Genomic DNA, 13,695 nt, shown 5'->3' with positions numbered 1-13,695 from the left:
ATGGAAAAATTATCTTTAGAAAATATTATTCAAAAAATAGAAAATGAAGAAATTTTTGAAGCAGTTTCTTTAGATTATTCTTTTACAATTAAAATTGATAAATATGTACATTATGCTTGTGGTGCAGTACATGATGGACATCAATTTAGAAAAGAACTATGGGATAATTGTTTGCACACAGCATATGAACGTTGGTTTGAAGAAGATCCAGAAACCAAAGAAATGGTTAAAACACATCCTATTGTTATAGCTGGTTGTGATTCTCGTTTTGAATACGATTTAAACAGAGCTCCAGATAATGCAATTTATGAGGATGCTTGGGGTAAACAACTATGGAAAAAACCTTTATCAAAAAAAATGTACGATAAAAGCATGCAAAAACATGCAAATTTTTATAAGGTTGTGCATGCATTGATATCTAAATTAGAAGAAAAATTTGGTGTTTGTATTGTATATGATATGCATTCTTATAACTGGAAACGTTGGACAAGAGAAGTGCCAACTTGGAATTTAGGAACTTCTAATGTAGATAATAAACGATTTGGAAAAGAAATAGAATTTTGGAGAGCAATTTTAGAGAAAACACCAATGCCTAATGGTATTGTATCTACGTCTAAAATAAATGACACTTTTAAAGGAAATGGATATTTCTTAAAATACATTACCCAAAATTTTAATAACACATTGGTTTTAGCTACAGAAATAGCAAAAGTTTATTGTGATGAATTGTCGCAAATAATGTTTCCAGAAGTGGTTGCATCTGTAGAAAAGTTTTTGCAAACCGAATTAAAAAATCACGCAGATACTTTTTATAAAAACCATAAGTTGTAAATTTGCTGCCACTTTTAAGTAATCTAGATTTTATGAAGAATGATGTTTCTGTAAAAAACAAAAAGCTATTTGAAATAGACCATCAAATAGATGTTTTGGTGAAAAAAATTGAGATGCTCAATTATGTGAATCCAATTAATATTGAAAAAGAGAAAAAGAAATTTTATAAATCTAAATATTTAAAAGAACCTAAATTTAAATATCCAAAAAGAGATTTTGATAAATTTAGCTTACATAAAGAATTTTTTGCCTTAACTATTGATGATATTGAAGATGAAAAATTACGAGATTTCTATGAAGATATCATCTATTTTTATTCAGGATTAATACAATGTATAGAAACTATTGGTAAAGGTAAACGTTTTTATTACAATAGTTTACGTTCTTTTGGTACACCTACAGAGCAAGATGTAGAAAACGCAAAATTTATTCTTCATTTTGAAAGTGAAGATGATAAATCTGAAATTTTTAAGCCTAAATATTCTGCAACAGAATCTCATCAGTTTTTTAGAGAATATTCTAAAAATTATGATTTTAGTTATTCTATAAAAAACTCTAAAACTATGGGAGCTATTGCCATGGTTTCTAATAGTATTCAGGCATTGGTTTTAAATGAAAATCATGTGTTTTCAGAAAACCAAATAAATATTTTAACAAATCACGAAATTGGGGTTCATATGGTAACAACAATGAATGGTATGTTACATCCTTTAAAAGTGTTTTCTCACGGTTTTCCAAACAATGAAGAAACACAAGAAGGTTTAGCTGTTTTTAGCGAATATATGTCTGGTAATTTAACAGTAAAAAGACTAAGAGAATTAGCATACAGAGTTTTAGCAGTAGATAGTTTAGCAAAAGGATATTCGTTTTCAAGAACTTTTAGAATGCTACACAATGGTTATGATTTAAAAAAAGATGAAGCTTTTTACATTTCTGTAAGAGCACATAGAGGAGGAGGTTTTACCAAAGATTATTTGTATTTAACAGGATTAAAAAAGATTTACGATTACCATCAAAAAGGGAAAGATTTAAGTCTGTTACTAACTGGTAAAGTGTCTTTAGAATATGTTGATGATATTGCTTATATGATTGATAAAAAACACGCAATCAACTCAAAGCATATTACAGATTCTTATTCTGAAAATAAAAATACCAATAAAACTGTAGACTTTATCCTAAAGAATTTGAAGTAAATTTAGTTATTGTTTAATACTAATATTGAACATAAATTTTAAAACACAGATTAACTGAATTAGTTATTCGAAATTTTTAAGTTTAGCGTTTAAAACTTAAGTTTTAAATATTTTCTAATAATGATTTAAATTTTAAAGTAAATATATTAAAACATCAACTTTTTTCTCAAAAAGATAATAATATCAAAACTTGATAAAATATCATTAAAACTTATTTTTTACATATATGTTTTTTGTTATTTTTGATGCTTCTATAAAAACAACAACAATGCAATTAGACAATCAAATTTTTGACCTTATTCAGGAAGAAAAAGAAAGACAATTAAATGGTTTAGAGTTAATCGCTTCAGAAAACTTTGTAAGTGATGAAGTAATGAAAGCTCAAGGTTCTATTTTAACCAACAAATATGCTGAAGGATATCCTGGAAAGAGATATTATGGAGGATGTGAAGTTGTTGATGTTATAGAGCAAATTGCTATAGATAGAGCTAAAGAATTATTTGGAGCAGAATATGTAAACGTTCAACCTCACTCAGGTTCTCAGGCTAATACAGCTGTTTTTGCAGCTTGTTTAAAGCCAGGTGATACAGTTTTAGGTTTCGATTTATCTCATGGAGGTCATTTAACTCATGGTTCTCCAGTAAACTTTTCTGGTAAATTATACAATCCTGTATTTTACGGAGTTGATAAAGAAACTGGTAGAATAGATTATACTCATGTTGCTCAACAAGCTAAAGAACACAAGCCAAAATTAATTATTGCTGGTGCTTCTGCTTATTCTAGAGACATTGATTTTGCAAAATTTAGAGAAATTGCTGATGAAGTAGGTGCTATTTTAATGGCAGATATTTCTCATCCAGCAGGTTTAATTGCTAAAGGTATTTTAAACGATCCATTACCACACTGTCATATTGTTACTACAACTACTCACAAAACCTTACGTGGACCAAGAGGTGGTATGATTATGATTGGTAAAGATTTTGAAAATCCTTTCGGATTAAAATTAAAGTCTGGTAAATTAAAGAAAATGTCTACTTTAATTAATTCTTCTGTTTTTCCAGGAAATCAAGGAGGACCATTAGAGCATGTTATTGCTGCTAAAGCTGTTGCTTTTGGTGAAGCTTTAACAGATGAGTTTTTAGAATACCAATTACAAGTTAAAGAAAACGCTGCAGCAATGGCTAAAGAATTTGTTGCAAAAGGTTATAATATTATTTCTGGTGGAACAGACAACCACTGTATGTTAATAGATTTACGTAACAAAGATATTTCTGGTAAAGATGCAGAAATTGCTTTAGGTAAAGCAGATATTACAGTTAACAAAAATATGGTTCCTTTTGATGATAAATCTCCATTTGTAACTTCTGGAATTCGTATTGGAACTGCTGCAATTACAACTCGTGGTTTAGAAGAAGAAGATATGAAAGCTGTTGTAAACTTTATTGATGAAGCTATTCAGAATGCTGAAAATGAAGAGAAATTACACGAAATTGGTGAAAGAGTAGCACATATGATGAGTGCAAGAAGATTATTTGTAATGTAAATATAGACCTTACAATAGTAAGGATTCATTATAAAAAAAGCATCAAGTATTTACTTGATGCTTTTTTAGTTTAAGTATTTAAAAGCTAATCTTCACTAGCTCTTTCAATAATATTTTCTGGAAGCGATTTTTTAGCTTTTGCACCCATTTTTTTCAATTTTTCAACACTAGTAATTAAGTTTCCTCTACCATCTACAAGCTTATTCATAGCATTAGAGTATTCTTTTTTGCTATCATCTATTCTCTTACCAATACCAACTAAATCTTTTAAAAGACCATCAAACTTATCATATAAAGCACCTGCTTGTCTTGCAATTTCTATAGCATTTCTTTGTTGCTTTTCATTATTCCACATAGAATCTATAGTTCTTAAAGTTGCCAATAGAGTAGTAGGTGTAACAATTACTATATTTTTTTCGAATGCTTTATTATATAAATGGTTGTCTGCATTAATTGCAACTGCAAATGCAGGTTCTATTGGTATAAATAGTAATACAAAATCTGGAGATTCGATTCTGTAAATATCTTCGTATTTTTTTTCTGATAATTGCTCTACATGTCTTTTTAAAGATGCAACATGATCTTTTAAAAATTGTGCTTTTAAAGTTTCATCTTCTTCGTTTACAAATTGCTCATAAGCGGTTAAAGAAACTTTAGAATCTACTACCATTTTTTTGTTATCTGGTAAATGAATTACAACATCTGGTAAAATTCTTTTTCCTTCATCATTGGTAAAACTTTGCTGTACATAATACTCTCTATCTTTCTCTAAACCAGATTTTTCTAAAACTCTTTCTAGTACTAATTCACCCCAATTACCTTGTGCTTTATTATCTCCTTTTAAAGCTTTGGTAAGGTTTAAGGTTTCTTTGCTCATTTGTTGGTTTAGTTCTTTTAAGCCTAAAATTTGTTGACGTAAAGCAGCATGATAATCAATACTTTCTTTATGAGTTTTATCTACTTTGTCTTCAAAAACTTTAATTTTTTCTTGTAAAGGATTTAAAATTATTTTTAAATTTTCTTTGTTTTGTTCAGTAAATTTATTTGATTTTTCTTCTAAAATTTTGTTGGCTAAATTTTCGAATTCCTTGGTAAATTTATCTTGAAGTTTTTCTACTTCTTCTTTGTTTTCTTGAAGTTTTTCTTCAGTATTTTTATACTCGGTTTCTAAACGAGTTTTATCAGAAATTAAATTTTCTTTTTCTTTTTGTATAAATTTTAATTCGCTTTGTAGTTCTTCAGTTTTGTTTTCAGCATTTTTTATGCTTTCTTTTAATTTAGAAATTTCAAATTCTAGGGTAGATGTTACTTTTTCTGTATCACCTTTTTCTTTTTCAAACTTTAATTTCGTTAAAAGGTTGCCTATGTAAAAACCTATAACACTAAAAATCAGTGCTATAAGTAAGTAAATTATCAATTCGTTCATCATGTCAATTTAAGTTCATAAATTTATCGCTTTAAATGACAACACAAAACCTTTAAATAAGGATTTTATTAACACTTCCACTTTTACTTTTCATGAAAAGCTTAGCTAAATTTATATTATTTACCATTTTAGGGTGGAAATTAGAAAACGATTTTCCTCAAGATATTAAGAAATATGTTGTTATTGCTGCACCACACACCAGTTGGGTAGATTTTCCTATTGCAATTTTAGCAAGAATGTCTTCTGGTACAATGATTCATTTTATTGGTAAAAATTCTTTATTTAAACCTCCTTTTGGTTTTTTCTTTAAAATGTTAGGAGGTACACCAGTAGATAGGTCTAAGAGTAGCAATTTAGTAGATTCTGTTATAGATGTGTTTAATTCTAAAGAAGAATTTAAATTAGGTTTATCTCCAGAAGGAACAAGAAAAAAGGTAGAAAAGTGGAAAACAGGCTTTTACTATATAGCAAAAGGGGCTAATGTGCCAGTTGTTATGGCTACTTTAGATTTTGGTGAAAAAAAGGTTAAAGTATCTGAGCCTTATTATACTACAAACGATAAAACTAAAGATTTTGAAGTTTTTAAAGCTTTTTATATAGGTGTAAAAGGAAAAAAACCTGAATTATTTTAAGATTATAGTTTGATATGTCATAAAAATGATTAAGTTTGTACTGTGAACAAGATTTTTTAATAGAGATTAGGGGCTTTATTTTTAATGAGTTTACTTAATAGCATAAGCTATGATAGATAAGTCTCCAGTTTACTGGAGACTTTTTTTATGGGTAATTATTTTTCTGTTACTTTTTTTGCTATTCCTACAATTACTTCTGTTGCTTTTATCATAGATTCTACTGGAACATACTCAAAACGACCATGAAAGTTATGTCCACCAGCAAATATATTAGGACAAGGTAAACCTTTGTATGATAATTGAGATCCATCTGTACCTCCTCTAATTGCTTTTATTAAAGGTTTAATTTTTAAATCTTTCATAACTTCTTCTGCAATATCTACAATATGCATAACAGGAGTTATTTTTTCTTTCATATTAAAGTATTGGTCTTTTATTTCTACTTTAACTAGTTCTTGACCATGGTTTTTGTTTAAATCTTCTGCTACTTTTAGCATTAGTTTTTTTCTTCCTTCAAACAAATCTAAATCATGATCTCTTATAATATACTCTAAAACAGTTTCTTCTACATTTCCATTTAAATCATGTAAATGAAAAAAACCTTCATAACCTTCTGTTTTTTCTGGTACTTCAGATAAAGGTAAAGCAGCTATAAATTGGTTTGCAATTAGCATAGAATTAATCATTTTTCCTTTTGCATAACCAGGATGTACAATTTTACCTGTTATAGTAACTTTAGCACCAGCAGCATTAAAGTTTTCGTATTCTAATTCTCCAATTTGACTTCCATCCATTGTGTAAGCCCATTCTGCTCCAAATTTATCAACATCAAATAAATGAGCACCTTTACCAACTTCTTCATCTGGAGTAAAACAAATTCTAATTTTACCGTGTTTAATTTCTGGATTTTGAATAAGGTATTCCATTGCAGAAACAATTTCTGTAATACCTGCTTTATCATCTGCTCCTAAAAGTGTTGTACCATCTGTTGTAATAATTGTTTGACCTTTATATTGCAGTAAATCATCAAAATAATCTGGAGATAAAATAATATTTTGATCAGCATTTAAAACAATGTCTTTTCCATTATAATTTTCTACAATTTGAGGGTTTACATTAGCTCCTGTAAAATCTGGACTTGTATCTATATGTGCAATAAAACCTATTGTAGGTACTTCATAATTTAAATTACTAGGTAATGTTGCCATGATGTAACAATTGTCATCTAAATCTACATCTTGCATACCAATTTCTTTCAATTCTTCTACTAAAACCTTAGCTAAGTCCCATTGTTTTTCTGTACTAGGAAAAGCAGGATTGTTAGGATCAGATTCTGTATCTATAGTAATATATTTTATAAATCTATTTGTAATATACTGTTTATTAATCATTTTAATGTAATATTTTAATTTTTTCAATAAGGTTTATAGCCTTACATAGTCTTTCGTTTTTTAACGAATCTCCATAAACTTCTGCCTTAGCAAGTATAAAACTTTGTTCGTTTATTTTTATAAAAAAATGACAAACTTTATAATTAAATTTTCCTTTTTTGCCTTTAGATATGGTGTAAAAAGATGGTTTATTAAGTATTGTTGTTTTTTTAGATGTTATTTGAACTAAGTTTTTAGATAAATTTTCTTGTTCTTGTTTCAGCTTAAAATTCGTATCAAATTTAATGTTTTGATTGATATTAGTTATATCTAAAAGTAAAGTTTCTGTTAATTGTTTTGTAGTATCTGCTGTGTAAATAGATGATTGCAAATCATCATAATATAAATTTGTTTTCCAAGTGCTAGGAATTTCTAATGAAAATAAATTTTTAAAATCATTAACCTTTTCAAGGTTTTTAAACTTAATAGGTTTACAATTAAAGTTTTCAATAATTTTTGATTGTTTAGAGCAAGCAAAAAATAGGAGAGAAGCTCCTATTAAAGTGAATAAAACGTTCTTCATTTATTTTAAAACCATTTTTCCAATTTTGTTATTTCCAGATAACCAAGCTGTATTTCTATCTACAAATTGAATAGCATAATAACCTTCTTTAGAAACTTCTTTCCAAGAAACACCACCATCATTAGAATATGAAATTCCAGTTTTACCAACTGCAAAAACTTCTTTTCCATTAGTTTTAGGAACATATTGTACACAACTTTTATAATTAGGGTTTTGCCCATCTGCAACTAAAATCCATGATTTACCACCATCTTTTGTTATTGCTTTATTACTTGAGTTTTCTAATGGTTTAGAATAATCTCCACCAATAGCAATTCCAATGTTTTTATCATAAAAATCTATAGAATACATTCCTTGTGGTCCATTTCCTTGTATTATTGGAGTATTAAAAATTTGCCAAGTTTTACCATAATCTTCAGATTTTAAAATTCGAGATTTTTTTCCTCCAGAAGCTATCCAAACAGTGCTACCAATTGTTTTAATATTAGTATTACTTGCAGCAAAAAAGGCTTCATCTTGTACAAATTTTGGAAGATTTTCACATGGAATTTTTGTCCAAGTTTCACCTGCATTGTCAGTTAATAGAATTGAAGCACAATTATCAGTAGGATCTCCAACAGCAATTCCATGTTTATTGTCATCAAAAAAATGCATTGAATCATAAAATACTTTTTCGTGTTTTTCAGAATAAATTAAAGCAGCTTTACCACCAGAAATTTTATATAATAAAGCAGGATTTGCAACACTTAAAGCAAAAACTGCTTTTCCATTTGAAGCAATACTTCTAAAATTTGGACTTATTGTATCTTGATATTTTATAGAAATTGGTTGTAAAACAGGAGTTTCTTTGTCTGTAAAATAACCTACATCTCCATTTGATCCTGCATAAATTACTTTGTCTTTATTAATAACATGAATTGCACGAATGCTAATGTTTTCCATTTTAAATTCTTGAACCTCTACAGAGTCTATTATTCTTGGTTGATATTCTTTGTTACAGGCAGTAAAAACTAGGAAAGCAAAAAATAGTACGATTATTCTTTTCATTTTTGATACTTTTATAGCACTAAAATAAACAAATCATTTTTAGATAATGAAAAAAGCGTTGGTAATTTCTGGTGGAGGAAGTAAAGGAGCATTTGCTGGTGGTGTAGCACAATATTTAATGAAGAAAGAAAACAAAGATTACGATTTGTTTTTAGGTACTTCTACAGGAAGTTTAATGGTTTCTCATTTGGCTTTGGGTAAATTAGATGATTTAAAACAACTTTACACAAACGTAAATCAGAAAACTATTTTTAGTAATAATCCTTTTAAAATTAAAAGAGTTGCAGGCGAAAAAGTAATTAGTATTAGACACTTAAATACATTATGGAACTTTTTAAATGGAAGAAAAACTTTTGGAGAAAGTAAAAACCTAAGAAGTTTAATAAAAAGGAAAATTACTAAAGAAATGTACAATGAAATTAGAGCCAATAATAAAGATGTAGTAGTAACTGTATCTAATTTAACAGCAAATAATATTGAGTATAAGTCTATAAATGATTGTTCTTATGATGATTTTTGCGATTGGATTTGGGGTTCTTGTAACTATGTGCCTTTTATGAGTTTATTAGAAAAAAATAATTGCCAATATGCAGATGGAGGTTTTGGAGCTTTAGTACCTATTAGAGAAGCTATACTAAGAGGAGCAACAGAAATTGATGCCATTATTTTAGAAACAGAAGTAACTCAATTTAATAGATTGCCAGCAAAAAATCCGTTTTCTTTATTGTTTGATGTTTTTGATTTTATGTTAACACATGTAGAAAGACATAATATTACAATTGGTAAATTAGCAGCCAATAATAAAGACATAAAATTAAACTTGTATTATACACCCACTGTTTTAACTACAAACTCTTTAGTTTTTGATGAAAAATTAATGCGTAAATGGTGGAAATCTGGCTATAAATATGCAAAATCTAAAAGAGAAGAATTAATGAGTGAATTTAGACCAGATGTTTTAACAGATCAAGAAATAGAAAAATTTATAGAAAAATCAGATTCTAAATAAAAAACTTTTATCTAAAAAAAAATCCAGTTTAAAACTGGATTTTTTTGAGATTCTATTTTATGAAATCTACATACATATTGTTACTAGTTGGTGTTGCAAGCTTAGAATTGTAAATTTCTGTAAATTCTTGAACATCATTTTTTAACGTGTTCTTTTTACCAGTTGTTATTAGTGATATAGTTCTATCTAATAAAGGGTCAGAACGTTCTCCTAAAACACCTAAATTACCATAGTTTTCAGATAATTGAATTCCAGGTACAGTAACTCCAGGAATGAAACCTCCAGGTTCATTTTGATTGTCTTTATTAGAAATTTCTAAAACAATAGGTTGCATTGCATACTTATGATTAGAATTTAGGTTGTCTCCATTTTTTGAGCCATCTTCAGAATCATAAATAGTTATAGATCCCACTTGTTTACCAACAGTTGTAGTACCTACAATGTTTACATCTATGTAAGATCTTAAAGAGTTAATAACCAATTCTGACGCAGAAGCAGAACTACCAGAAACAATAAAGTAAACACTAGAAAGGTTTAAACTATTTAGAGGTTCTTGAATAGTAATGTTTCCATTAGAATCTGTATTTTTAATTTCGTTTGTAAAATAGTTTAAAAACCTATCAGGGTCATTTGCAGCAAGAACTTTTTGATTCCACACTTGTTTAGAGTAAACTTCATTATTAAATTGACCAGTAATTAAACTTCCTAAATAAGTTGCAGATTTTACAGAGCCACCTCCATTATATCTTAAATCTACAATAAGTTCTGTTATACCTTCAGACTTAAAAGTATTAAAAGCTGCATTTAAATGTGCATCATATGAGCTAGCAAATTGATTGTATAATAAGTATCCAATTTTTTTATTCCCTTCATTTAAAACCTTAGAAATTGAAACAGGATTTTCTGATACTTGTTCTTTAGTTAATGAAATGCTAGTTCCATTAGAAGTAGGATTACCATTATTATAATCTGCCAAACCAATATTTAAACTGATGTTATCACTAAACAATAAATTTTTATAATTACTATCTGTTATTTGAGTACCATTTACAGAATTAAAAATCATACCACGTGTAACAGAATTGTTAGCTGCACTTGTATTTGGTACAACATACCTTACGTATCCAAAAACATTAGTATCACTGTTGTTGTAACGCTTTAAGCCAAACTCCATTCCTGTAGAAAGGTTAATTCCTTGAAAAGAGTTTTCTAAAGCAACATAATCATCAACTATCCAAGAAAAACGATCAGAAACTCCTTCTTGATAGATTAAACTATAAAAAGAGTCTTCGTTAGAAGAGAAACTTCTAAAATGAGTATATAATTCATCATAAGTAGAAAAACGATTATCGGCTAAATTAGGAACATCTTTTTGCCAAAAATAGTAAGCATTAAGGCCTTTCCAGATAAAATAGTTGATATCATCAGAAATGGTTGGTTCTATATTGGTATTATCACTTTTAGAACAAGAAGCTACAAGAAATAATACAGACAATAAACTTAATTTTATAATTCTACTCATATTTAATTTGTGTTTGGTAAATCTTGGTTTATAAAAACACCATTATCAATTTCTCTTTGATTATTAATACTGTTAAATAAATATTCAAAATTGTTAGGATTACACACTGTTGTTGAGGCAGTTCCTGTTGATATATAATTTATAATATTATTTAAAATAGGATCAGAAGTTTCTCCTAAAACTCCTAAATTTAAAACATCTTCGTTATTACAGATAGTAATGTTTGGGTTAAATCCATTTTCATAAGTTTGGTCGTTATTATTTAAAAAAGTTAACACAATTGGTTGTAATGCTATTGTATGTGTATTATTTCTTAAACCAAAATCATAGTCTTCAGAATTATATAATGTAATTGAACCAGTATTATTACCTGATGTTGTATTACCTATAATATGTACATTTATATGCGCTTTTAAACTATTAATTAATAATTCTATAGCAGAAGAACCTGTAAAGTTTTCACCATTTAAAATAATATAAACATCAGAAACACTAATACTATTTATAGAGGTTGTTGCATCTAGTTTTGTAGGGAATTTGGTTAACAGTGAATCTGGTTGATTTGCTTGAAACCAAGATTGAGCTTTGGTATTCCATTTTTCTTTGATGATAATTTCATCAGTAAATTGACCAGTAATCATACTAGCAATTTTAGAAATGTTTTTTGCAAAACTACCACCACCAATATTATTTCTTAAGTCTAAAATTATTTTACTAACACTTTGATTTTTAAAGCTTAAGAACGTGTTATTTAATTCTTTAATGTAATTATTTGAAAAATCGTTATTGTAAGACAAATAAGCAACTTTATCTGTATTTATAGTCAATGTTTTTTCTAAAAAAGTAGCTGGGTAATTATAATTTTGCTTAGATAAATTTACGGTTTTTGCATTTGAAGTTATAGTTGTTCCATCAAAATTTGCCATTTCTAAAGTAAATGTATCAGCACCATTTAATAGAATATCTTGGTAATTTGTTCTTGTTAATTGAACTCCATTAACTGCATTAAAAAACTCACCTCTAACAATTGTTTTGGTAGAAGCTTCTGAGTTAGGTAATATATGGGTTACATAACCTAAAACATTTTCTGCATGATTTGGTTCTGCAATAATTCCGAATTCTAAACCATTTGTAAATGCGGTTCTTAAATCTGGAGTTCTTATTGTGTTGTAATCTTCAACTAAAACAGATTTTGTATCACCAGAAAGTAATAAACTTGAAAAAAGCGTATTGTAATCTGGAAAAGTATTTAAATAATTGTTTAATTCTATATCAGAGTTAAAACGTCTGTCAGATAAGTCTGCAATTTCATCTTGATGTAAGTAATATGCGTTTAAACCTTTCCAAACAAAATCATGAGCAATAATATTTGAAGGAACTTCGTATTCTTTAGAACAGCTAAAGAATAATAAAGAAAAAGCAATAAAATAAAGGGTTTTAAAAGATTTTTTCATCAAAAAAATAAAAATGTTTATAGTAAAACTAACGCAATATAAATAGAAATAGTATTATTTTTAAAATATCTTGTAACAAAATAAAAGATGCCTCGTCGTAATTATGTAAACCTGATAAAAAGAAATGTATTTATTAGATTTTTACAAGATAAATTAACCAAACCAAATGAACCAATCAGACTTTTTAAAAGTTGTTTTACCATTTAAAGACAAAGTCTTTCGTTTAGCAAAAAGACTCTTAGTTTCTACAGAAGAAGCTGAAGATGCTACACAAGAACTATTCTTTAAATTATGGAGAAGTAAAGAAAAAATTGCTGATTATAAGAATGTTGAAGCATTTGCTATGACAATGACTAAAAATTATTGTTATGACCGTTTAAAAAGTAAACAAGCAAGTAATTTAACTCTTGTACACAGTAATTATAAAGAAAAAGAAACGTCTTTAGATAAGAAAATAGAACATCAAGACAGTGTAAACCAAGTGCACCAATTGATAGAAAGCTTACCAGAACAACAAAAAATTATTATTCAGCTAAGAGATGTTGAACAATATGATTTTGATGAAATTTGCAAAATGGTAGATATGAAACCAACTGCAGTTAGAGTAGCATTGTCTAGAGCAAGAAAAACGATAAGAGAAGCATTAATTAAAAAACATAACTATGGAGTTAGCTAACATAGAAAAATTAGTAGAAAAATACGAAAACGCAGAAACGTCTTTGCAAGAAGAAGCAACCCTAAGAAACTATTTTACAGGAGGGAATGTAGCACCACATTTGCAAGAATATGCTTTTATGTTTAATTATTTTGCTGCAACCAAAGATGAAACGTACACAAAAACCATTCAGTTAGAACCTAAGAAATCTAAAAAGAGAAACTTAAAATGGTTATCTGTAGCTGCGTCAGTAGTCTTATTATTAAGTGTTTTTATTGGTAAAAATGAATATGATAGATACCAAGCACAAAAACAGTTTGATCAAATAAGTAAAGGCTTAATGCTTTTGTCATCTAACCTTAAAAAAGGAGAAAAAGCAGTAGCAACTTTATATACTTATGAAAATACAGTTAATAAAATATTAAAATAA

General features: G+C 27.8%; 13 protein-coding genes. 7 read left to right on the top strand and 6 right to left on the bottom strand.

Translation table 11 applies throughout. The features are described from left to right. The 3 genes from MPF13_RS10100 (at position 1) to glyA (ending at position 3,567) form a co-directional block, all read left to right on the top strand. Positions 1 to 831, top strand: coding sequence for an N-formylglutamate amidohydrolase (locus MPF13_RS10100; RefSeq protein WP_249982397.1), 831 nt, complete (start codon positions 1 to 3; stop codon positions 829 to 831). Between the two features lie 32 nt (positions 832 to 863). Beyond that, positions 864 to 2,024: a peptidase MATCAP family protein gene (locus tag MPF13_RS10095; RefSeq protein WP_249982396.1), complete on the top strand. Its 1,161-nt coding sequence runs from the start codon at positions 864 to 866 to the stop codon at positions 2,022 to 2,024. 268 nt (positions 2,025 to 2,292) lie between these two features. Further along, positions 2,293 to 3,567, top strand: a complete 1,275-nt coding sequence (gene glyA, locus MPF13_RS10090) for a serine hydroxymethyltransferase (protein WP_249982741.1) — start codon at positions 2,293 to 2,295, stop codon at positions 3,565 to 3,567. An 85-nt stretch (positions 3,568 to 3,652) separates the two neighbouring features. Here the strand turns inward: glyA and rmuC are convergent, their stop codons facing one another. Continuing rightward, positions 3,653 to 4,993: a DNA recombination protein RmuC gene (rmuC, locus tag MPF13_RS10085; RefSeq protein WP_249982395.1), complete on the bottom strand. Its 1,341-nt coding sequence runs from the start codon at positions 4,991 to 4,993 to the stop codon at positions 3,653 to 3,655. A 92-nt stretch (positions 4,994 to 5,085) separates the two neighbouring features. Between rmuC and MPF13_RS10080 the strand changes: the two genes are divergently transcribed. Further along, on the top strand, positions 5,086 to 5,625 hold the full coding sequence (locus MPF13_RS10080) for a 1-acyl-sn-glycerol-3-phosphate acyltransferase (protein ID WP_249982394.1): 540 nt from the start codon (positions 5,086 to 5,088) through the stop codon (positions 5,623 to 5,625). 155 nt (positions 5,626 to 5,780) lie between these two features. On the opposite strand, the gene pepT is transcribed toward MPF13_RS10080, so the two are convergent. Genes pepT through MPF13_RS10065 form a run of 3 tightly spaced genes read right to left on the bottom strand, consistent with a single transcriptional unit; the run spans position 5,781 to position 8,625 of the window. Then, entirely contained in the window at positions 5,781 to 7,016 is a 1,236-nt protein-coding gene (gene pepT / locus MPF13_RS10075; protein WP_249982393.1) for a peptidase T, read from the bottom strand. Between the two features lies 1 nt (position 7,017). Further along, positions 7,018 to 7,578 (bottom strand): hypothetical protein, encoded by a 561-nt coding sequence (locus MPF13_RS10070; RefSeq protein WP_249982392.1) that lies wholly within the window; start codon positions 7,576 to 7,578, stop codon positions 7,018 to 7,020. Next, positions 7,579 to 8,625, bottom strand: coding sequence for a WD40/YVTN/BNR-like repeat-containing protein (locus tag MPF13_RS10065; RefSeq protein WP_249982391.1), 1,047 nt, complete (start codon positions 8,623 to 8,625; stop codon positions 7,579 to 7,581). It lies immediately after the preceding gene. Between the two features lie 46 nt (positions 8,626 to 8,671). Here MPF13_RS10065 and MPF13_RS10060 point away from each other — a divergent pair, with 46 nt between their 5' ends. Then, positions 8,672 to 9,634 (top strand): patatin-like phospholipase family protein, encoded by a 963-nt coding sequence (locus MPF13_RS10060; RefSeq protein ID WP_249982390.1) that lies wholly within the window; start codon positions 8,672 to 8,674, stop codon positions 9,632 to 9,634. Between the two features lie 52 nt (positions 9,635 to 9,686). On the opposite strand, the gene MPF13_RS10055 is transcribed toward MPF13_RS10060, so the two are convergent. Next, entirely contained in the window at positions 9,687 to 11,156 is a 1,470-nt protein-coding gene (locus MPF13_RS10055) for a GFO_1087 family putative carboxy terminal peptidase (protein WP_249982389.1), read from the bottom strand. Between the two features lie 2 nt (positions 11,157 to 11,158). Further along, positions 11,159 to 12,610, bottom strand: coding sequence for a S41 family peptidase (locus MPF13_RS10050; protein ID WP_249982388.1), 1,452 nt, complete (start codon positions 12,608 to 12,610; stop codon positions 11,159 to 11,161). A gap of 166 nt (positions 12,611 to 12,776) precedes the next feature. Here MPF13_RS10050 and MPF13_RS10045 point away from each other — a divergent pair, with 166 nt between their 5' ends. Both MPF13_RS10045 and MPF13_RS10040 read left to right on the top strand, forming a co-directional pair. After that, positions 12,777 to 13,286, top strand: a complete 510-nt coding sequence (locus tag MPF13_RS10045) for a GFO_1088 family ECF-type sigma factor (RefSeq protein ID WP_249982387.1) — start codon at positions 12,777 to 12,779, stop codon at positions 13,284 to 13,286. Continuing rightward, positions 13,273 to 13,695, top strand: a complete 423-nt coding sequence (locus MPF13_RS10040; protein WP_249982386.1) for a PG0215 family putative anti-sigma factor — start codon at positions 13,273 to 13,275, stop codon at positions 13,693 to 13,695. Before MPF13_RS10045 ends, MPF13_RS10040 begins: the two co-directional genes overlap by 14 nt.

It is taken from the genome of Polaribacter sp. Z022 (assembly GCF_023555495.1).
Classification (GTDB): Bacteria; Bacteroidota; Bacteroidia; order Flavobacteriales; family Flavobacteriaceae; genus Polaribacter.
Note: the sequence above shows the minus strand (reverse complement) of the source record. Positions and strands in the feature narration are given on the sequence as shown.